15 protein-coding genes are annotated in these 20,938 nt (G+C 44.0%); 5 read left to right on the top strand and 10 right to left on the bottom strand.

Features of this window, described 5'->3' with window-relative positions; genetic code table 11:
• Nucleotides 1–14: 14 nt before the first annotated feature.
• From TQ33_RS03220 to TQ33_RS03205, 4 genes are all read right to left on the bottom strand, one after another.
• Nucleotides 15–1,040 (bottom strand): quinone-dependent dihydroorotate dehydrogenase, encoded by a 1,026-nt coding sequence (locus tag TQ33_RS03220; protein ID WP_046560793.1) that lies wholly within the window; start codon nucleotides 1,038–1,040, stop codon nucleotides 15–17.
• Nucleotides 1,041–1,210: 170 nt separating this feature from the next.
• Nucleotides 1,211–3,838, bottom strand: a complete 2,628-nt coding sequence (gene topA, locus TQ33_RS03215) for a type I DNA topoisomerase (RefSeq protein ID WP_046560792.1) — start codon at nucleotides 3,836–3,838, stop codon at nucleotides 1,211–1,213.
• Nucleotides 3,839–4,044: 206 nt separating this feature from the next.
• Entirely contained in the window at nucleotides 4,045–6,525 is a 2,481-nt protein-coding gene (locus tag TQ33_RS03210; RefSeq protein WP_228640363.1) for an ABC transporter permease, read from the bottom strand.
• 11 nt (nucleotides 6,526–6,536) lie between these two features.
• Nucleotides 6,537–7,253 carry an ABC transporter ATP-binding protein gene (locus tag TQ33_RS03205; protein WP_046560790.1) on the bottom strand — a complete coding sequence of 239 codons (717 nt, stop codon included), beginning with the start codon at nucleotides 7,251–7,253 and terminating at the stop codon, nucleotides 6,537–6,539.
• 64 nt (nucleotides 7,254–7,317) lie between these two features.
• On the opposite strand from TQ33_RS03205, the gene TQ33_RS03200 reads away from it, so the two are divergent.
• Nucleotides 7,318–7,965 carry an arylesterase gene (locus TQ33_RS03200; protein ID WP_046560789.1) on the top strand — a complete coding sequence of 216 codons (648 nt, stop codon included), beginning with the start codon at nucleotides 7,318–7,320 and terminating at the stop codon, nucleotides 7,963–7,965.
• A 304-nt stretch (nucleotides 7,966–8,269) separates the two neighbouring features.
• Here the strand turns inward: TQ33_RS03200 and TQ33_RS03195 are convergent, their stop codons facing one another.
• The gene (locus TQ33_RS03195; protein WP_046560788.1) at nucleotides 8,270–8,944 is read right to left on the bottom strand and encodes an OmpW/AlkL family protein; all 675 of its coding nucleotides are present in this window, start codon (nucleotides 8,942–8,944) and stop codon (nucleotides 8,270–8,272) included.
• Between the two features lie 172 nt (nucleotides 8,945–9,116).
• Nucleotides 9,117–10,325, bottom strand: a complete 1,209-nt coding sequence (locus TQ33_RS03190) for an aspartate aminotransferase family protein (RefSeq protein WP_046560787.1) — start codon at nucleotides 10,323–10,325, stop codon at nucleotides 9,117–9,119.
• A 233-nt stretch (nucleotides 10,326–10,558) separates the two neighbouring features.
• Here TQ33_RS03190 and astA point away from each other — a divergent pair, with 233 nt between their 5' ends.
• Genes astA through astB form a run of 3 tightly spaced genes read left to right on the top strand, consistent with a single transcriptional unit; the run spans nucleotide 10,559 to nucleotide 14,451 of the window.
• The gene (gene astA, locus TQ33_RS03185) at nucleotides 10,559–11,608 is read left to right on the top strand and encodes an arginine N-succinyltransferase (protein WP_046560786.1); all 1,050 of its coding nucleotides are present in this window, start codon (nucleotides 10,559–10,561) and stop codon (nucleotides 11,606–11,608) included.
• 14 nt (nucleotides 11,609–11,622) lie between these two features.
• Nucleotides 11,623–13,089, top strand: a complete 1,467-nt coding sequence (astD, locus tag TQ33_RS03180) for a succinylglutamate-semialdehyde dehydrogenase (protein WP_046560785.1) — start codon at nucleotides 11,623–11,625, stop codon at nucleotides 13,087–13,089.
• The gene (gene astB / locus TQ33_RS03175; protein ID WP_046560784.1) at nucleotides 13,090–14,451 is read left to right on the top strand and encodes an N-succinylarginine dihydrolase; all 1,362 of its coding nucleotides are present in this window, start codon (nucleotides 13,090–13,092) and stop codon (nucleotides 14,449–14,451) included.
• A gap of 67 nt (nucleotides 14,452–14,518) precedes the next feature.
• Here the strand turns inward: astB and TQ33_RS03170 are convergent, their stop codons facing one another.
• Together TQ33_RS03170 and TQ33_RS03165 are read right to left on the bottom strand one after the other, a co-directional pair.
• On the bottom strand, nucleotides 14,519–16,537 hold the full coding sequence (locus tag TQ33_RS03170; RefSeq protein WP_046560783.1) for a TonB family protein: 2,019 nt from the start codon (nucleotides 16,535–16,537) through the stop codon (nucleotides 14,519–14,521).
• Entirely contained in the window at nucleotides 16,527–16,928 is a 402-nt protein-coding gene (locus tag TQ33_RS03165) for a BlaI/MecI/CopY family transcriptional regulator (protein WP_046560782.1), read from the bottom strand. Before TQ33_RS03165 ends, TQ33_RS03170 begins: the two co-directional genes overlap by 11 nt.
• Before the next feature lie 171 nt (nucleotides 16,929–17,099).
• Here TQ33_RS03165 and TQ33_RS03160 point away from each other — a divergent pair, with 171 nt between their 5' ends.
• Nucleotides 17,100–18,410 carry a dicarboxylate/amino acid:cation symporter gene (locus TQ33_RS03160; RefSeq protein WP_046560781.1) on the top strand — a complete coding sequence of 437 codons (1,311 nt, stop codon included), beginning with the start codon at nucleotides 17,100–17,102 and terminating at the stop codon, nucleotides 18,408–18,410.
• A 56-nt stretch (nucleotides 18,411–18,466) separates the two neighbouring features.
• Here TQ33_RS03160 and TQ33_RS03155 read toward each other — a convergent pair whose 3' ends face one another.
• Both TQ33_RS03155 and TQ33_RS03150 read right to left on the bottom strand, forming a co-directional pair.
• Entirely contained in the window at nucleotides 18,467–19,447 is a 981-nt protein-coding gene (locus tag TQ33_RS03155) for a hypothetical protein (protein WP_046560780.1), read from the bottom strand.
• A 97-nt stretch (nucleotides 19,448–19,544) separates the two neighbouring features.
• Nucleotides 19,545–20,930 (bottom strand): response regulator transcription factor, encoded by a 1,386-nt coding sequence (locus TQ33_RS03150; RefSeq protein WP_046560779.1) that lies wholly within the window; start codon nucleotides 20,928–20,930, stop codon nucleotides 19,545–19,547.
• Nucleotides 20,931–20,938 lie beyond the last annotated feature (8 nt).

Below are 20,938 nucleotides of genomic sequence, written 5' to 3'. Positions count from 1 at the left end.
ATTATTCTCGGTTACTAGTGGCTAAAACGCTCTTTGAGAGCTTGGGCCGCTGTGTGTATCAGTTGTGGGCCTTCGTAAATAAAGCCCGAATATACCTGCACTAATGAAGCGCCGGCTTCTATTTTTTCAATCGCTGTTTCAGCATTATGAATACCACCAACGCCAATCACAGGAATTTTATGATTCATCGCTTCGACCAAGTTTTGGATAACCTTGGTCGATTGTGTAGCCAATGGCTTACCGCTTAACCCTCCCTGCTCATCAGCATTGTTCATGCCTTCAACTTGGCTTCGATCAAAGGTGGTATTGGTCGCAATAACACCATCCATCTCAAATTGAGTAAAGGTTTGCGCTAATTCTTGGATATTGTCGCTCGACAAGTCTGGCGCGATCTTAATCGCTAGCGGCTTGTAAACACCGTATTCGTTATGCAGCTGATGTTGCTTCTCTTTTAAACTTCCCAGCAGAGCTTTTAACGTCTCTCCAAACTGCAAGTCACGTAAGCCCGGAGTATTAGGAGAAGAAATATTGACCACCATGTAATCCGCTTTTTGGTATATTTTTTCCATACCAATCAAGTAGTCATCAACTGCTTTTTCTACAGGAGTATCGAAGTTTTTCCCGATATTGATGCCTAACACACCATCGTACTGAGCCTTACTGACATTTTCTAACAGTTGCTCAACACCGTCATTATTAAAGCCCATGCGATTCACGATCGCTTCGGCCTCTTTAATTCTGAACAAGCGCGGCTTAGGATTCCCCGGCTGAGGGCGAGGCGTTACCGTTCCAACTTCCACAAAGCCAAAACCTAGACTACTAAGGGCATCGACATACTCACCATTTTTGTCTAAACCAGCGGCTAAGCCCACTCGATTTGGAAACTTTAGCCCCATCACCTCTACAGGATCATTCACCATCGGTTTTGCCAACAGTCCCGTTAAGCTCAGCTTTTTGGCTAGGTTTAATGAGTTTAGTGATAAGTGATGAGAACGCTCAGCATCGAGCTGAAATAAGATAGAACGTAGTAAAGAGTACATTTTTTGCCCAGAAATGACTATAAATTACAGAAAGGATTGCCGTTATATCGTCACGAGCGATAGCAAGACGCGGCGAAATCCACTTTATAAGACGGAGTTTACACTAGTAATCGAGTATTTATAAAGTGGATTTGAACAAAGTATGGCTGAAGCGCAGTAGATATAACCCGTTATTCTTTCTCCTGCCACTTACCATTCTTATAAAATGCTGCCCAACCGCTGGCTTTACCATCTTCTTTAACCCCAGCGACATACTGTTCCTTAGTTTTACGACTGAACTTAACAAAAGTGCGATTACCATCAGGATCCTTAACCGGTGCTTTGGCTAAGAATTTGTATTTTGGATCAAGCTGGTCTTCAACTAGCTTAACCTCATCCACTGCCGGTGCTCGTGTTTCGCGATTCTTTGGGAACTTGCTCGCAGCTAAGAAAATGCCCGCTGCGCCATCACGCAACACATAATGGTCGTCAACTTTCTCACACTGCAAGTCTGGCATCGGGATAGGATCCGCCTTTGGTGGAGCAGGCTCACCATTCTTCAGTAATTTTCGAGTATTTTTACAGTCCTCACTGGTACAGCCAAAATATTTACCGAAGCGCCCCGTTTTCAGCTGCATTTCACTGCCACACTTATCGCAGTCTAAGACAGGACCATCATAGCCTTTAATCTTATACTCGCCTTTTTCAACCTCATAACCATCACAATCAGGGTTATTACCACAAATAAACAACTTGGTTTGTTCATTGACCAAGTAATCATCCATGGTCGAGTTACATTTCGGGCAACGCTTACGGCTATGCAGGTAACGCGCTTCTTCTTCCTCATCCGCTGCAACAAACTCTTCGCCTGGAATGAGGTTTACCGTATTCTTGCAGCGCTCTTTTGGTGGCAACGAATAACCTGTGCAACCTAAGAAAACACCGGTGCTGGCATTTCTTATTGCTAAATTGTGCTCACCGCATTTTTCACATTCGAGCTCAGTTTCAACGGCTTCGTTGCGACGCATGCCACCTTCATCTTGAGATTGATCAGCTTTTTTCAGTTGCTCTGAAAACTCATCGTAAAACTCATCAAGCGTGATGCGCCAATCAGAACGACCTTTTGCAATTTCATCAAGATGCTTTTCCATCGTTGCAGTGAAAGAGTAATCCAACAAATCATCAAAACTCTCAACCAAGCGGTCCGTAACGATCTCACCCATCTTTTGGGCGTAAAAACGCTTATTATCAAGACGCACATAACCGCGGTCTTGAATCGTCGAAATAATTGATGCATAAGTCGATGGTCGACCTATACCACGCTTTTCTAATTCTTTAACCAGCGCTGCTTCAGAATAACGCGCCGGTGGTTTAGTAAAGTGTTGCTTAGGATCGAGCTTCTGTAACTTAAGCTCTTCGCCCTCTTTAACATTCGGCAGTTCTTGATCTTCTTTACTACGACTTTGCATCGGCTGAACCTTTGTCCAACCATCAAATCTCATCACTCGACCACGAGCTTTCAGTTCATAATCGCCTGCCGTCACTTTTAAGCTGGTCACATCAAACTCTGCAGGAGTCATCTGGCATGCTACAAATTGACGCCAGATAAGTTCATAAAGACGCTCCGCATCTTTTTCCATATTTTTCAGCTGGGTCACACGAACATTCACATCCGATGGACGAATCGCTTCGTGCGCCTCTTGAGCGCCTTCTTTACTGGAGTAGATATTTGGATCGCTCGGTAAATACTTAGCGCCATATTGGTCATTAATGTGATCGCGACAAGCTGCCACAGCATCCTGACTCAAGTTCATCGAGTCAGTACGCATGTAAGTAATATAACCTGCTTCATACAAGCGTTGCGCCATCATCATGGTCTTTTTTACACCAAACCCTAAACGTGTACTCGCAGCTTGTTGCAGAGTTGAAGTAATAAAAGGTTTAGGCGCTTTACTTTTCTGTGGCTTATCTTCACGAGAAGAAACACTGTAACTGTGCTGCTTTAACTCTTCTAACGCTTTATTGGTATCCGCTTCATTGGTTGGCTTGAAAGTCTTGCCTTGATGCTTGTTAACCATCAAGCGCAGCTCATTGTCGCTCTGCGTCAGCGTATCTGCATGCACATCCCAATATTCTTCAGGGATAAAAGCACGAATTTCACGCTCACGCTCTACAAGCAGGCGCACTGCTACAGATTGCACACGTCCTGCTGATAAACCACGAGAAATTTTACGCCATAACAGCGGCGACACCATAAAACCAACCACACGGTCCAAGAAACGGCGAGCTTGCTGAGCATGAACATAATTCATGTCCAAGATACCCGGCTTTTGGAACGCTTCTTGAATCGCTTTTTTTGTGATTTCGTTAAAGATAACGCGCTTAAAGCGTGTATCCTCACCGCCTAAAGACTCACGTAAGTGCCACGCAATGGCCTCTCCTTCTCTATCCAAATCCGTTGCGAGATAGATTTCATCGGCGTCTTTAGCCAGCTTTTTTAGTTCATTTAATACTTTTTCTTTGCCGGGCAAGACTTCATAAGTCGCGTCCCAACCTTTTTCTGGATTAATCCCCATACGATCAAACAGCGCCTGCTTCTCCTTTCGCGCCTTATGCTTGATCTTTTCTTCTGGCGATAGTTTTCGCGTTTCAGCGGCTTTGCGTGCGCGCTCTTTTGCATCAACAGGTTTCTTTTTTGAACCTGTCGGCAAATCACGAATATGACCCACACTGGACTTAACCACGTAGTCATTACCAAGATATTTGTTAATGGTTTTCGCCTTTGCTGGCGACTCCACGATCACTAAGGATTTACCCATAAAAGAATCTTTTTCTTTAAAATCAATGATTTAATTGCTTTATATATACAAAAAACAGGGCAACTATTACTGGCTGACCTGTCTATCCTTTTTTATTAATAACAACCAAAGCTAGTCGGTGTCTACCTTTATTTTTCTTTAGCCGTCTTTTTGTTGGTCTGCTCACAGCAATTTTTAGGGTTACCAGAGCAGACCACATTTAGCTTCTAATACTCACGTAAAACTTGGTGAGCAGGTTGATTTAAGAGATGTCTTAGGCCGAGCCAACCCACAATCCCAATAAAGCTGACGCTGATCAGGGGTACCCATAACCAATACCATGGGTGCAAGACTAAATCGATATCAAATGCTTTAGAGTAAAGAATGTTGACCAAGACCTCACCACCAATGACGCCCAACACCCCAGAAAACACTCCCAGCAAAACAAGTTCAGCTAAAATACTGGCACGAATAAACTTTTTTCTCGCACCCAGAGCTTTCAACAAGGTCGCCGATAATAGACGCTCCTCTCGGCTAACTTGCAATACCGCATACAGCACAGCAATGCCGGCCAGCAGCACGAACAGCATGATAAACTCAACCGCCATGGTCACTTGATCGAGAATCGACTGTACCTGCTCCATAATCGAATCGAGCTCGATTATGGTGACTGTCGGCATCTGTTTCAAGATTTGATTTAACACCGGCTTATCGTCAATCGGTAAATAGAAACTGGTGATATAGCTTGCCGGAAAACCATCGAGCCCGCCCGGTTCGAAAATAATAAAGAAGTTCGGTTGGAACGAATCCCACTGAATCGAGCGAAGATTGGTAATTTCTCCTTCAACTTCTAAACCACCGATTGAAAATTTGAGGACATCCCCAATTTCCAGCCCTAAACGTTCAGCAAGCTCTTCACCTACAGACAACTCAGCGCGCTCATCCGCAACATCAGCCTCAGACCACCACTCACCTTTTGTCACTTTATTGGCCTCAGGAACATCTGCCATCCAGGTTAAATTCAACTCGCGACGCACCGCGCCAACACGCTGTTGGTTTTCATCCAGCGCTTCTTCTAACGTCATATCATTCAAGCCAACCACACGACCACGCACCATCGGATAAATACCTTCGGTACTGACGTTACTTGCTTCGAGTAGCTTTTCCAGTGGCTCAACTTCTTGCTCTTGGACATTGATTAAGAAATGATTTGGCGCCTTTTCAGGTAACTGACTTTGCCACTCACTAAGCAGTTCGCTTCGCAGCAAGACAGTCGATAACATGATTATAAACGCCAAACCGAAAGCACTGATTTGGCTGATGGTAAATGCTGGGTACTGCTTTAACTGACCCACGCCAAAGCGCACTGCTAAAGAGCCACGTTTACCCAGCCAGACACCAATTCTAAAGATAAACCAAGCAATTAATCGGATCAGCAAATACGTCACCACGGCTACGGCCAACAAAATCCCCACTAATAATAACGACTGACTCTGCCACCACATTAACAATGCCATGACGCCAATAGCCAATAAATAAATCATCCAGCTCGACATGGCGCGCGGTAACAACTCTTTACGTAGAACGCGTAGTGGCGGCACTTTCGCTATCTGCAAGAATGATGGTAAAGCAAAGCCTAACAATACCACTAAACCACTAAGCGCTCCCGTTAATACAGGCGCCAAGCTAATGCCGACCATCGGCTTCGGTAAAAAGTCAGAGAACTGATTAATGATTAAGGATTGCAGACCAAGGCCAAGAGCAAGACCAATACCAGAACCTAACAAACCAATCATAAATAACTGCCACAAATACAGTTTGTGAACCTGACGAATTTGCATGCCTAAACAGCGATAAATCGCTGAGTAGTCAAAGTGCCTTTGACTATAACGGCCCGCAGCAACCGCAATCGCCACACCAGCGAGCACGACAGAAATTAAACTCGCTAATCGCAAAAAGGTTTCAGCTCTTTCAAGTGCCGCTTTTAATGCTGGCGTGCCTTCTTTACCGCCTGTAATTTTTTGCGAAGGATTCTTTTGTGATTTAAGCCACATCATATAAGAGTCGCGCACATGGGGCTTTCCGGCAATAAATAATGTATGGCTAACGCGACTGCCTTCTTGAATGATATTCGCTTTTTGCACATCATCAAGATTGATCAGCACCTTGGGCGCCACATTGAAAACTTCACTTGCTTGTCCTGGCGCAGCGACTATAACGCCATCCACCGTGAGCTGAATAGCGCCAAAGTCAATCTTATCGCCAACTTCAACACCTAGAATCCCTAAGATTCTCGGTTCTAGCCATATAGTTCCAGCTTTTGGTTGGGCTTGTTGAACAACGCCTTTCGCAAAAGGCTTTTCTGCAATTTCAATGGTGCCTTTTAAAGGAAACTTCCCACCCAACGCTCTTACGCTCACTAACTGGAAATTATCACCTTTTGATAGGACCGTGGCGAAAGATTTAGATCGAGTTATCTCCAGTCCACCGCTCAATCCTCGCTCAATCCATGCGGACTCAATTGGCCGTGGTGATTCAAAAGTATAGTCTGCGCCCAAAAACGCACTGCTTGACTCGCCCATGGCTCGATGGACCCGATCTGTGATCGAGCCAATCGCCACCATTGCCATCACAGCAATGGTCAGTGCAAATAGTAAGACTTTAACTTCGCCAGCGTTCCAGTCACGGCGAAAAGTTCGTAACGCCATACTCAACATAATTATTGCTCCGCGGCCTGTTCTTGAAGGGCTTCCCTTTGAAAAGCTTCGGAAGCATTATCGGCAACCACTTTGCCACCTTCGAGACGAATAATGCGCTGACAACGCTCTGCTAAACGATCATCGTGCGTCACTAACACCAAAGTTGTGCCTAACTGTTTATTCAAGTCGAACAATAAATCACTCACCTTATCGCCGTTTTTGGTATCAAGATTACCCGTCGGTTCGTCGGCAAATAGGATCTTAGGTTCGCTGGCAAACGCCCTAGCGATGGCCACACGCTGCTGTTCACCTCCTGACAATTGGTTCGGATAATGCTGTAAACGGTCTTTTAAACCGACCTTTTCCAACAACTCAGTGGCGCGCTCCTTTGGGCGATCCTGTTCCTTTAATTCAATCGGCAGCATCACATTTTCCAAAGCGCTCAAGCCTGGTAATAGGTGAAACGATTGGAACACAAAACCAACGTGCTGGGCTCTTACTGCAGCTCGCTGATCTTCATCTAGCTGATGTAAAGGCTCATCCGCCAAGTGAACTTCACCACCGCTTGGTAGGTCCAATCCAGCGAGTAGCGACAGTAAAGTCGACTTACCCGAGCCAGATACGCCAACGATAGCGACGGTATCTTGTTCATTTACGGTTAAACTAACGTCAGATAGAATGGTCAAATCGTGACCTTGTGAGTTAACGGTTTTGGTTAATTCGTGTGTTCGCAACATAGTGATTAATTACCCTGAGATAATGACTAACTAAATGAATCGATTAATTAATAGCAAACTTACCATGTTTAAAAAACTTTTTGCCCAAATTTTGTTTCCAGTTGTTACAGTGCTGACTCTAATGCTGGCTCTTCCAAGCCACGCAGATACAGCCGAGCAAGGGAAAATCCTCGTATTAGGCGATAGCTTAAGCTCCGGCTATAACTTCAGCCCCGATAAAACATGGGTAGCCTTATTAGACAAGAAGTTAAGTGAAGAAAGCATCAATTACCAAGTAATCAACAGCAGTATTAGTGGCGATACGACCACGCAAGGCCTGCAAAGACTGCCCAAATTACTTGAGGTTCACCAGCCAGACGTCGTTATTATTGAGCTAGGCGGTAACGATGGTATTCGTGGTTTTCCACCCAAAACCATCAAAAGCAACCTCGACAAACTGGTCAAAATGTCAAAGCAGTCAAACGCAGAAGTGTTACTTCTTGGCATTCGCATCTTCCCTAACTACGGAGAGCGCTACGCCGACGCCTTTTTTAATAACTACCAAAAAGTCGCCGACAGTAATGAAGTTGCCCTTGTACCCTTCTTTTTAGAAAACGTTGGTGGCAAAGATGAGCTGATGCAAAAAGACGGCATCCACCCCAATGAAAAAGCACAACCTACCCTGCTCGACAACGTATGGCCAAAAGTGCAGGAAGTGTTGAAGGCTGATTGAATCTATCACTACTATAAAGATAACGGGATGTCTGGAACTAAAGGTTTAGCACCAAAATCCCCTTAGATTGAGCTGAGCTATTCACAAAATATAGCAAGCAAAATTAGGACGATTTTGCTAAGAGTTTTCAGTATAAGGATGTGCTGTAAACTCTGCTGCGTTAAGTATTTTGCGATAGCGAAAGCAGTCATGCCTGCATGACCTCAATATTGGGGCGTGCTTCTCTTTGGTTACTTTCTCTTGCACGCACAAGAGAAAGTAACTCGCTGCAAGAGCGAAATCATCACTCAAAATGAATAAAAGATTAAAAACTCCAAGCAAACCCTAACATCGCCACCCACGGATCAATCTGGACATCTACCGTAGTCGCTGTCGCCCCATTAACGATCACATCCGCTTCAGTATCAATGTCCACATACCAAACGCCTGCATTAATAAACCAGTTGTCGCCTACCTTCCAATCAGCTCCAACTTGCGCCGCTAAGCCCACCGAGTTATCCAGTGATAACTCTACATCATCCGAGCCTAAGGCTGTTTTTAACTCTGGAGATGCCTCCTCGTCTAGGAACAAGGTGTAGTTAACGCCTAAGCCAAAATACGGATTAAAGATATCGCCATCGACATCAGGGTAATACTGAAACGAGACTGTTGGCGGCAAATGTTTTACGGTACCAATTGGTAATCCCGATAAACTTCCCGTTCCCTCAACATCATGCTCGAATGGCAAAGCAGCGAGCACTTCAAAACCCCAGCGGTCGCTCAACATCCAGGTACCACTAAAGCCTAACCCCGTCGATGAATCGACAGTAACGCCATCATCGGTTCCTAGCACGTTGGAACTATCATCGTTCGGGCTTACATGAGCGGCTCCGACTCTTAGAATAAAGTCGCCTTCTTCATGAGCCAGTAATTCCATTGCCCCCAAAGAAATGAACATTCCAGCAGTAGCTACAGTGAGAGTGTGTAAAGATTTAATCATTATTGCGTTCCTTTTATTGTTAAAATCCCGTTAACAATAAATAGCTTTAAAGTCTAAAAAGTTGAACTAGATCAAGTAATTACACACTGGGCAAATATGCATTGAAATTTTGTATTTAGGAACAAAAAAAGGCTCCAAAAAGGAGCCTTTTTCATGCAGTTTTGACTTAAAACTAGCTCACTAATTCCGAAATTGCTTTATCGAAACGAGCTAAACCTTCTTCAATGTCTGCTTCAGTAATCGTTGCAGCCGGTGCAAAACGTACAACGTCAGCGCCAGCTACTAGACACATAACGCCATTCGCCCAACCCGCTTCTAGGAATTTACGCGCTTTCCCTTTCCACTCATCAGACAATACAGCACCTAGTAACATACCTTTGCCGCGAACGCCAGAGAATACACCATACTTCTCACCGATAGCTTCTAGACCACTTTGGATCTTTGCACTTTTCTCTTTGACTGCAGTCATCATTTCAGGCGTGTTGATCGCGTCTAGTACCGCTAGCGACACGGCACAACCCAGTGGGTTACCGCCATAAGTACTGCCGTGCGTACCTGGAACTAAACTTGCTGCGATCTTAGTCGTCGTTAACATAGCACCAATTGGGAAGCCACCACCCATAGATTTAGCCGTAGTTAAGATGTCCGGCGTAACGCCCATACCCATATAGGCATACAAGTCACCCGTACGACCGAAGCCAGTTTGAACTTCGTCGAAGACTAATAGTGCGTTGTGCTTGTCACACAATTCACGAACCTGCTTCACGAACTCTGGATCGGCAGGAATAATACCGCCCTCACCTTGAATCGGCTCCATAACAACCGCGCACGTCTTGTCAGAGATTAACTCTTTGAACGCTTCAATGTTGTTATATTCAGTATGCAGAATGCCGCCAGGAAGAGGTTCAAAGCCTTCAGTATATTTAGGCTGACCACCCACACAAACCGTAAATAATGTACGACCGTGGAAAGATTTAGAGAAAGAAAGGATCTCACTTTTCTCAGGACCGAAGTTGTCGTGAGCATAACGACGCGCTAGTTTAAACGCTGCTTCGTTCGCTTCACCACCAGAGTTGGCGAAAAATACTTTATCAGCAAATGTCGCTTCGGTTAACTTGTCCGCAAGTTCTAACGCCGGCTTATTCGTGAATACGTTACTTAGGTGCCAGATTTTATCAGCTTGGTCTTTAAGTGCTTTAACCATGCCTGGGTGGTTATGGCCAAGAATGCTAACCGCAATACCACCAGCGAAGTCGACATACTCGTTTCCATTCTGATCCCATACTCGTGAACCTTCGCCGCGTTCTGGCAGGATTTCTGATGGATTATAATTTGGAACCATGACCTCATCGAAGGTCGCTCTAGTATAACTATCGGACATAAAAACACCTTAATTTTGTCTAAGCTGACGATCTCAGCGTTACATATTCATCAAAGATTAGCCGGACATGATCCCTGTTTTCAAGTCAAAATTCCAGCCTTCGCTGGAAAAATACTACTTTTTACTTCAGAATAGCGCTTTTACTCAGGGAAACTTTTGTCTATCATCCTCTTCCCTAGCTTTCAAATACTAATATTGCATAGTACAAAATTAAGGACTTAGGTCGCATAGTTATGGTAATTCGCCCTGCACAAAGCACTGATTTAGAAGATATTTTAGAGTTAGCCGCCAGCGCTGGGACTGGTTTGACAACCTTGCCCAACAACCCTGAAACGATCTCGAATAGAATCGATAACTCACAAGAAGCACTGTCTCAAGAGATAAAACAGCCGGGATCGGAGTGTTATTTCTTTGTGCTTGAAGATAGCGAAGAAAGCAAAGTTATCGGAACTTGCGCTTTAGTAGCCGCGGTTGGAATGGATGATGCATTCTTTAGTTATAAATTAAGTACTCAAGTCAGTGCTAGCCCAGATCTGGGCGTTTATAACCCACACCAAGTTCTTATATTGGGTAACGACTACACAGGCGCTACCGAGATTGCGACCTTATTTTTAGCCGAAGGACATCGTGGCGGTACTAACGGTCATTTATTGTCTAAGTCTCGCTTTTTATTCCTCGCTGATCACCCTGAGCGCTTTTCGGAGAAAGTTATCGCTGAAATGCGTGGCTATTCTGACGACAACGGCTACTCACCATTTTGGGAGGCTCTAGGTAAGCGCTTCTTTAAAATGGACTTTTCAAAAGCAGACGCCGTTCGAGGCTTAGGAAGCAATACCTTTATTTCTGAACTGATGCCAAAACACCCTATTTATGTGGACATGCTGCCTGAGGAAGCTCGCGCTGTTATCGGTCGCGTGCATGCTGATACGGCTCCAGCATTATCATTATTAAAGAAAGAAGGCTTTACACATCAAAACTACGTTGACGTATTTGATGGCGGCCCAACGGTTGAAGTTCAGCGAAATGCCATCAGAACTATAGCCAATAGTCACATTGTCGAGCTCGTGGCTGGAGAAGTTAGCGGCAATACCTTGCCAATCATGATTAGCAATCGTAAATTAAAAGATTACCGATGCGTCATCGCCCAGAGTCGCCTTGAAGGTGATCAATTAACCATCCCGCAATCATCCATTGATTCGCTTGGATTACAGGCTGGTGATACGGTCAGAGCCGTTCCACTGTTTAATAAATTCAGACCTTCGGGCTCGAAAAAAACTCAATAAATTCAGGTTTATATATGTTGCACAAAAACTTATTCATTAATAATCAATGGCTTGCTGGCGAAGGCACGTCATTCAAATCCATTAACCCAGCCGATGGCAGCACTGTGTGGGAATCCAACAGCGCCACGCCAGACCAAGTTAGCGACGCCATCATGGCCGCGCAAAAAGCGGGTTGGGAATGGAGTCAAAAGACGCTTGATGAACGCATTGAGGTTATCAAAAAATTCGAAAGCCTGGTAAGAGACAATAAAGAAAAAATCGCAGAAATCATTTCTCAAGAAACCGGTAAACCGTTCTGGGAAACCTTAACCGAAGCAGGCGCCATGGCGGGGAAAATTGATATTTCAATTAAAGCCTACCACGAGCGTACTGGCGTTAAAGAAACCGAAACAGCTTCAGGTCAAACGGCAATCCGCCACAAGCCTCACGGCGTTTTAGCGGTATTCGGCCCTTATAACTTCCCTGCTCACTTACCGAACGGTCACATTGTTCCTGCGCTAATCGCAGGTAACACCATCGTTTTCAAACCGAGTGAACTGACTCCTGCAACCGCTGAATTAACAATCCGCTTATGGGAAGCTGCTGGTTTACCTGAAGGCGTGATTAACTTGGTTCAAGGTGAAGTTGAAACCGGCATCGCTTTGGCACAGCAACCGCAAGTGGATGGTATTTTATTCACCGGCAGTGAAACGGTCGGTAAAATTCTACACTCTCAACTTGGTGGCGAGCCTGGCAAAGTATTAGCGCTAGAGATGGGCGGTAATAATCCACTTATCGTTGGCGACATTAAGGATGTTAATGGCGCGGTTTACCACACTATTCAGTCTGCGTTTATTTCAGCAGGACAGCGCTGTACCTGTGCGAGACGCTTGTTTGTTCCAAAGACTAAAGAAGGTGATATCTTCTTAGAGAAGTTAACGGAAGCTACTGCAAATATCCGCGTCAGCCATTACAACGATGATGATCAGCCGTTTATTGGCCCTGTTGTGTCAGAAAAGGCAGCACTCGATTTGCTAGCTGCGCAAGACAAGCTACTGGCTAAAGGCGCAAAAGCATTAATCAAAATGGAACATCTCGAAAAAGGTACAGGTTTCGTCAACCCTGCTATCTTGGACGTCAGCGATGTTGAGCTAGAAGACGAAGAGTACTTTGGTCCACTGCTACAAGTTATTCGTTATGAAAAATTCGAAGATGCGATTGTTGAAGGCAATAATACGCGCTTTGGTTTATCAGCAGGTTTATTAAGTGATGACAGAGCCCAATTCGACGAATTCTATACCAAAATTCGCGCGGGAATCGTCAACTGGAACAACCAAACGACCGGTGCCGCAGGCACAGCACCGTTTGGTGGGGTAGGTAATTCAGGCAACCATAAGCCAAGTGCTTATTACGCAGCAGACTACTGTGCGTACCCGGTTGCATCGATTGAGAACAATGCCTGTTCTTTACCTGAAAACCTAACACCAGGGGTAAAACTGTAAATGAGCAAAAAAGCTTTTGAGTTTAATTTTGATGGCCTCGTCGGCCCAACGCATAACTATGCAGGATTATCGCACGGCAATGTCGCGTCAACGTCTAACGCAAACCTAGTCGCTAAGCCTAAAGAAGCGGCGAAGCAAGGCCTGGCGAAGATGAAAGCATTGCACGATATGGGCTTAAAGCAAGGCGTATTAGCGCCTATGGAGCGCCCTGACGTACACACATTGCGTAAGCTAGGCTTCACCGGAAGCGACGCTCAAGTCATCATCAAAGCCTCAAAGCAAGCTCCAAAAGTATTAGCAGCGTGCAGTTCTGCATCAAGCATGTGGACTGCCAACGCTTGTACTATGGCGCCATCAAGCGACACAGGCGACGGAAAAGCGCACTTTACGCCTGCTAATTTAGCCAATAAGTTTCACCGCTCGATAGAACACGCCACCACGGGCCGAATCTTGCAAGCGATGTTCAAAGATGACAAGCACTTTGCGCACCACCCTGCTTTGCCGATGGGCGATCATTTTGGTGACGAAGGTGCTGCTAACCATACACGCTTCGTGGATATTAATGCTGACAAAGGTTATGGCAAGAAAGGCTTACACTTCTTTGTGTATGGCAAGCATGCCTTCGACTCTAGCAAACCAGCGCCACACAAGTACCCAGCACGTCAAAGCTTTGAAGCCTCGCAAGCGGTCTCTCGTTTACACCAGCTAGACATGGACAATACGGTTTTTGCTCAGCAGAATCCTCATGTCATCGATAAAGGTGTATTCCACAATGACGTCATCGCCGTGGGCAACGGCAATGTGTTATTCGCTCACCAAAAAGCGTTCTTAAATCAAATGCAGGTTTATACCGATCTAGAACAAGCGTTTGATGGCGAAGAGTTCCATGTAGTCGAAGTCGGCGCGAATGACGTTCCAGTAGAAGACGCTGTTAAGTCTTACTTATTCAATAGCCAGTTAGTTACGATGGATAATGGCGATATGATCATTATCGCACCAGGTGAGTGTGAAACAACGCCATCCGTGAAAGAGTATCTTGATTGGTTAGTTGAACAAGATACGCCGATCAAAGAAGTCAAAATCTTTGATGTGAAGCAATCAATGCAAAATGGCGGCGGGCCAGCATGCTTACGCCAGCGCGTAGTGCTAAACGACGATGAAATTAGCGCCATGAATCAAAATGTCTTAATGTCTGACGACTTGTTCGCGGAACTGAATACATGGGTTGATAAGCATTATCGCGAAACGTTGGAAGAAGATGATTTAGCCGATCCTAATTTGTTAACCGAGTCGCGCACCGCGCTTGATGAATTAACACAGATCCTAAATCTGGGGTCGGTTTACCCGTTCCAGCTTGATTAGTTTCGATAACTAAAAAAGCCCGCCTCACGTTACCGTTGGGCGGGCTTTTTTACAGCTTTTGTAAGCTTTAAGAATCTAGAGCAAATTTCATCTTATAATTCATACTTTTTTTACCATAATCTTTTTCAGCAAACTTCCACTGTTTTACAGCATCAATCGCACTCTTATTAAAGAGTCCGCTATTACTAGCATCAACCACACGGATATTAGTCGCCTCTCCATTGTTATTGATATCAAACGTTAAGTTCACATAGCCTTCAATGTTTTGCTCTACCGCTGCCTGTGGGTAATTAGGGCTTGGCTGATGCAATGGCTCTAGCGGGCTTTTAGCACCCTTCGGTGGCTTAGGCGGTTTTGGCCCTGCTGCAGATACTTTTTTGTATACTCGTTTTGCAGCGCCAGGTTTAGGTGGCTTCGGCGGTGCTGGAATTGCTTCAACTTTTTCATCAAAGTAAGCCCTTTCCTCAGAAGTCATATCTCTTTCTTCACCATCAACTTTAATGCGATAGTCACCATCCCTTTTTAGATAAACCTTTCCACTGTCATCAACTAACTTGATAACGTGACTGTTATGTCCTTTGCTATTTTTCACTAGGTTCTCGTCTACGGTAATAACTCGATGGCCATCACTGTTCGGCGTGCGATATTGCTTGTTTAAACGTTTTTCCCTGATTTCAACTTTAGCTTTCCTCAAGCCTTCTTTAGCTTTCTCCATATCGACTTTAATGAGAACTTTATCTTTTCTCATCTGCTCTTTAGCTTGCTGAAGACTTTCACGAATCTCCTGCATTTGCTCTTTTGACAGCTGGCCTTTTTCGAACTCCAGCTCAATTTCTCTTTGGGCTTCAGCAATAGCTTCATGAGCATGCTCGATTTCTTTTTGGGCTAACTCAATTTCCTCAGTATGCAGTTCCAACTCCTGATGAGCGTCTTCAATTTCTTTTTCTATTAGAATTAACTCTTGCTCTGATAGCTCTAGCTCTTTCATGGCTTCTTCATGCTTACGCTCAAAAGCCACACGTTCAGCTTCAGTCATCTCACGACGCTGGCCATCTTGTTCAATATAAAAATTATCGTTTTCTTGGATATACGTCATGCCATCATCATCGCGCAGTTCGAGCACCGTATCTTCGCTAGTGATGATTGTCTTTTCATGTACCTCTTTATTGGCGGCATAAACAGCGCAACAACTAAGTACGAGGCCAGCGCCTAACGTTAATGCAGCCTTTCCTTTTCGGTTAATGGGTTTGGTAATATTCATAATACGTTCCTCAAGTTGGTTAAAAACCATCCATGAGCAAAGTAAACTTACAGAGTGAGTGGCAGAAACTGTTGAAAGCAATGCATGACCATAATCTTTGGTTCGTGACTGACTGGTTTTATTCAGCACTAGGTAATCACAGAACAACTCTTGGTCATGACGAAAATCTTTTCGAGCAATGTATATCAACGGATTAAACCAACCGACACACACCAACACATCCCACAGCAAATTTAACCATAAGTGTTTTTGTTTTATGTGTTGTTCTTCATGCTCAATAATTAATTGTATTTGTTCGACTGACAGTTGCTTAGCAACATGCACAGGAAAATAGATTTTAGGCTTGATAAAACCATACACGGCTGGAGACATATCGTTATGTTCAACCGCGATAACTTGATAGTTTCTGGCTTTAAAAATATCAGCGCCAGGCATTTCGTCTAAGGGACGCTGAATATTTCTTAAGTCTTTACGTAACTCAATATGTTGGATAATCAAGCGAAGGAGCAATAAAGTGGTTCCTGACAGCCATAATGCGCCGAGCCACCAATAATTTTGCAACGTTTCGACTGGCTTCATAATCATAACGCTAACCGCATTGCCAATGTAGCTCGAACTGGCGCTTGTGAAGTCAATTGAGGCAACGACTTTAGCCAGTAAAAAACCGACCGGAATAGCTAGCCAAAGCAGGTATGAGTTATAACTTTTTGTGGTTTTACGAATAAAAAAACGGACGATGAGAACCGTTAATACGACCACACTAAGATCGAGGTTAAATTGCCAAAAAGCATCCAACCAACCGTTAAACTTTAGTTCACTTAACATCGCTGCTCTCCTTGTTTCTTTCCTTGTTGCCCTTATTATCGTCAAGCAAACCTTTTAAGTAATCCAGTTCGTTCTGCGACAACTGTTTATTCTCAACAAACGTCGCTAATAATTCTTTCATGTTACCTTTGAACACTTTATCGAGAAATCCTTCGCTTTCGTCAGCTAAAAACTCTTCTCGCTCTATGGCGGGAGAATACAAATAGCGACGACCGTCTTTCTCAAAAGTCACCACGCCCTTCTTAACCAAACGATTAAGAAACGTTTTAACGGTTTTTTCACTCCACTCTTGTGATTGCAATTTCTCAACCACTTCAAGACTGGATAATGGAGATTCCTGCCACAGAACATCCATCACACTTTTTTCTGCTTCACTCACTCTGATCGTCATACTCGACTCATTTCAGTTTAGATTATCTTAAACATTGTGTTAACTGAATTGATTACAAACGTAATCTCAAGTTAAAGATTACACCTGTAATCAATTTAAATCAAGCATATATTTGCAGTTTTTTGTGCAATGACTTAGAGTTCATAAAATCTTCAATAAACGACTAAAACAATGAACTTAAGCGTCAAAATTCTAATATTTATGGTTGTCGGTGCCATCGTTGGGGTTCTTTTCCTACAATTTGGTGACTACCAATGTGCAAAAGGTCTTGCTGAAGCAGAGTGCCAAGCAATACAACAAAAGAGCTGGGCTTATACCTATTTTGTCGAAGGCCTGTTTAATATTGGCGGCAGCCTATTCATTAACGCTTTGAAGATGCTAATGGTTCCATTAGTTTTAGTTTCTTTGGTTTGCGGGGTTTGCTCATTAGCGGATCCGTCAAAACTAGGTCGTTTAAGCCTTAAGTCTATCGGTCTTTACCTGCTAACCACAGCTATAGCATTAACGTTAGCGCTAACTCTAGCCTCAATTTTCCAGCCTGGCGTTGGCATGCCGGTCGGTGAAGCCAGCTTTGATGCCAGTGAGAAACCGCCGCTTTCGGACGTTATTATTAATATCATCCCGACCAACCCTTTCGAGGCAATGGTTAGCGCCAATATGCTACAGATTATTGTCTTTGCCATATTGGTCGGTTTAGCCATTACCCTATCTGGTGAGCAAGGAAAGCGAATTGGTAACTGGTTCGAAGACGCCAACAAAGTTGTGATGGAATTGGTTAACATCATTATGCGATTCGCACCATACGGTGTATTCTTTTTAATCGCTAAAACCTTTGCCACCTTCCCGTTCTCAGATTTAGTAGGCTCCCTCGGCAGTTATTTTATCCTTGTGATCGTCGGGTTACTGTTACACGCAATGATTACGTATAGCGTATTGATTGCACTATTTACACGCCTTAACCCAATTAATTTTTTCAAAGGCATGTGGCCAGCGATGTTAACGGCCTTCGGTACATCAAGCAGTAACGCGACACTTCCAGTGACCATGCGCTGCGCAGAAACGAATCTTGGCGTACATAAAAACACCTTCTCTTTCACCTTGCCGCTTGGCGCCACCATCAATATGGATGGCACCGCGATTATGCAAGGTATTGCCACGCTATTTATCGCACAAGCTTACAGCGTCGACCTCAGCATGGCACAATTGCTTACAGTGGTACTAACAGCCACGTTAGCTTCAATCGGGACTGCAGGTGTTCCAAGCGTTGGTTTGATTCTGCTAGCAGGCGTTCTAACTCAGGTTAACTTGCCAGTTGAAGCCATCGGTATGATTCTTGGTATTGATCGTTTGCTTGATATGACAAGAACTGCCGTCAATATTACAGGCGATGCGGCAGTCACCACTATTGTCGCCAAGTCCGAAGGTGAAATTGATATCGACACATTTAACGATACCAATAATAGAAGCAACTTCGATGACTAAGATTTAGTTAAGTTACAAAAAGGGCAGATAAACACTGCCCTTTTTTATTACCTAACCTAACCATAAACAAAGATTACAGTCCCAATATTCTCTAAATTCTTACAATGGCTTTTTAAATCTGCTGGAGTTACAAAGTCCGCTTGATACTGTTTGGCCAAAGCGAAACGTTTCTCAGCTGAACCCCAGTCTTCCGGTTTTAAGTCTAAAGTTTTCGCGTTCAACTTGAAAAACAACTCTAGAAAGCTGTCGCTTACGCTAACCAGTTCACCAAACAGCTGATTGTGCTCATCCATGTTAAGTAGCTTAGAATCATCATCATAGGATTCGATTAGCACTTTGATATCTTCTCCTGTCGGTTCCGATATATCTTCTGTTTGAAGTGTTGTTACTTGCTGCGATGCCAGCCTGCTATTGGTTAGGCAGTAATCAATTAACGTTGCTTCTTGCGTTAATGATTTGGACTGCAAGTTACCTCCTTCGATTTCCAGAGCATAACCTTCGCCGGCCTCCTCAAAACAAGTCGCAACAAATTGTGAGCAGATAAAGTATCTGGTACCTGCTTTATGGGTATGTTTATCGATATACACCACCGCTTGTTTTAGGAAGTACAACAAGGTCCTGTGGTATAAATCATTGTCCGTCATCTTTTTAAATAACAGTAAGAATCCGACCATGGCCAATAACTCCCAGTTATAAGCAGTAGACTCTCCTTCGTATTTTTTAGCAATATCCAAGACTGGAGCAAGAGACTTATCTATCGTCGGGCGTCTGACGTACCAAAGTTTGGGGTCTTTTCCCTCCAGGGTCATTGTGTGTCGAGCAACTCCTTTTAAGCCATCATCAATTAAGTAGTGAGTATCATCTATCTTACCTAGGAATATAGCGCCATGTGTTACATCCGAATCAGTCAACCACATAATAGCTTTATCCAAGGCTAGATGCAGCGACATATCACCCCATCCTTTAGGTCCTTGCATCACAAGAACATCACCCTCAACTAAATCATCTAAGATTATTGTTTTATTTCCAACAGTCATTGTTACCTCCTTTAACGTTACCGGTTTCCATAATATGGTGCGCTGGCGATAGTTGCTATCACCCGAAAGAAGGATATGCTGAATTATAAATAAGTGCTTAAACCGCTACACCGGCTCGTTTAAGACTGGCTAAATAGTCGTGCATCAATTCAGGTGGGACAATTTTACTGGCGACTCCGAGGCTGACTTTAATTGTTTCGGGCGTAATGTCGAGGCGCTGCAGTTCCTCTAGGCAGGTTGCTAAACTTAACTGGTCCTGCTCAATTTCAGCAATACTAATTAAATTTAATAGCAACGGTATCTTGGGAGAATCTTGATACATTAGAGCGCGGTGGGCAGCTTGCTTACTATTTTCAAAATCTTTAGCGCAATAATACAATACCGATAAAGCACCGTAGCATAGACCATCAGCTTCGCTTCGTGGAAACTTTCTCAGCATTTCATGATAAAGCTCAATTCCTTCCGCTGTATTACCCTCTAGAGCAAGTACTTGTCCAAGGAAGTGCATAGCCTTATATTGGCAAGGATTCGCTTTTAATGAGGCTTTCAAATGCTTTTTAGCCAACTCCAAATCGGAGCTCAACATTGCAAAATAACCAAAAGCCAACTGTGACCAAGAACTTTCAGAGTTAATTGAGAAGGCCGTTTTAGATGATACAGCCAACTCAGTTAGAGCGTCCTTGTCATCTTTCACTTGTCCAAGGGTAACCATTCGGTATAAAAGCGACGCCTTAATAGCATAAGGCAAATGCCAACCCGGGCACTGTTCGATTAACACTCTACAGAGGGTCAGCGCTTTATCTTGCTTATCGAAACTTATAGACTCACACAAGGTTAAAGCTTTAATTAGAAGCTTTGAGGGGCTTGCTCTTGAGTCATCGACAGTTTCAACAAAATGCATCAACATCTTTCGATAACACTGCACCACGATTTGTACCAAGTGATCGGGCTCTATTTCATCCAGCTCTTGCACTAACTTATCCAGCTGCCTCTGCGAGCCAGTAGCCTCAAACAACACAACCTGAACTTTAGACTGATCGGAAGTATTAACTTGGATATTAACTTGGTAGTCAGCCGACTGGTCTCGATCCAACTTCTGTTCTTTTTCATCACCATGAGCAGTCATTACCTGAATTGCTTCATAAGCATTCAGTAACTGTATAAAATTTTCTGAGAATTGATTTAATTGAGGTGAGTTGTTTTCAACTGATAGCTCCACCATGATGCGCCTTGGAGCTGAATCACTGGACGATACTTCAACTACCTCATGGTGCCCGAAATGCTGCTGAAAGAATACAGACGCCTCCGTCCGATTTGAAACATTAAGCCGTTCCAAAATTGTGGCTATGTGCGTTTTCACGGTATTGGGTGAAATTGACAGCAGTTGTGCAATATCAGCGTTGGAGCAGCCTTTACTGACGAGCTCTAAGATTTCCCGCTGTCGATTGGTGAGATCGAACTGCTCCTGAAGTTTTTTCCCCATAAATCCTT

It is taken from the genome of Kangiella geojedonensis, from assembly GCF_000981765.1.
GTDB lineage: Bacteria > Pseudomonadota > Gammaproteobacteria > Enterobacterales > Kangiellaceae > Kangiella > Kangiella geojedonensis.
This window is presented reverse-complemented; position numbering and strand designations above follow the sequence as displayed.

Coding starts and splice junctions, on each gene's coding strand:
- astB (WP_046560784.1), top strand. CDS start 13,090: ATGAGCAAAAAAGCTTTTGAGTTTAATTTTGATGGCCTCGTCGGCCCA.
- TQ33_RS03205 (WP_046560790.1), bottom strand. CDS start 7,253: ATGTTGCGAACACACGAATTAACCAAAACCGTTAACTCACAAGGTCAC.
- TQ33_RS03150 (WP_046560779.1), bottom strand. CDS start 20,930: ATGGGGAAAAAACTTCAGGAGCAGTTCGATCTCACCAATCGACAGCGG.
- TQ33_RS03155 (WP_046560780.1), bottom strand. CDS start 19,447: ATGACTGTTGGAAATAAAACAATAATCTTAGATGATTTAGTTGAGGGT.
- TQ33_RS03195 (WP_046560788.1), bottom strand. CDS start 8,944: ATGATTAAATCTTTACACACTCTCACTGTAGCTACTGCTGGAATGTTC.
- TQ33_RS03210 (WP_228640363.1), bottom strand. CDS start 6,525: ATGGCGTTACGAACTTTTCGCCGTGACTGGAACGCTGGCGAAGTTAAA.
- topA (WP_046560792.1), bottom strand. CDS start 3,838: ATGGGTAAATCCTTAGTGATCGTGGAGTCGCCAGCAAAGGCGAAAACC.
- TQ33_RS03200 (WP_046560789.1), top strand. CDS start 7,318: ATGTTTAAAAAACTTTTTGCCCAAATTTTGTTTCCAGTTGTTACAGTG.
- TQ33_RS03165 (WP_046560782.1), bottom strand. CDS start 16,928: ATGACGATCAGAGTGAGTGAAGCAGAAAAAAGTGTGATGGATGTTCTG.
- TQ33_RS03190 (WP_046560787.1), bottom strand. CDS start 10,325: ATGTCCGATAGTTATACTAGAGCGACCTTCGATGAGGTCATGGTTCCA.
- TQ33_RS03220 (WP_046560793.1), bottom strand. CDS start 1,040: ATGTACTCTTTACTACGTTCTATCTTATTTCAGCTCGATGCTGAGCGT.
- TQ33_RS03160 (WP_046560781.1), top strand. CDS start 17,100: ATGAACTTAAGCGTCAAAATTCTAATATTTATGGTTGTCGGTGCCATC.
- astD (WP_046560785.1), top strand. CDS start 11,623: ATGTTGCACAAAAACTTATTCATTAATAATCAATGGCTTGCTGGCGAA.
- TQ33_RS03170 (WP_046560783.1), bottom strand. CDS start 16,537: ATGTTAAGTGAACTAAAGTTTAACGGTTGGTTGGATGCTTTTTGGCAA.
- astA (WP_046560786.1), top strand. CDS start 10,559: ATGGTAATTCGCCCTGCACAAAGCACTGATTTAGAAGATATTTTAGAG.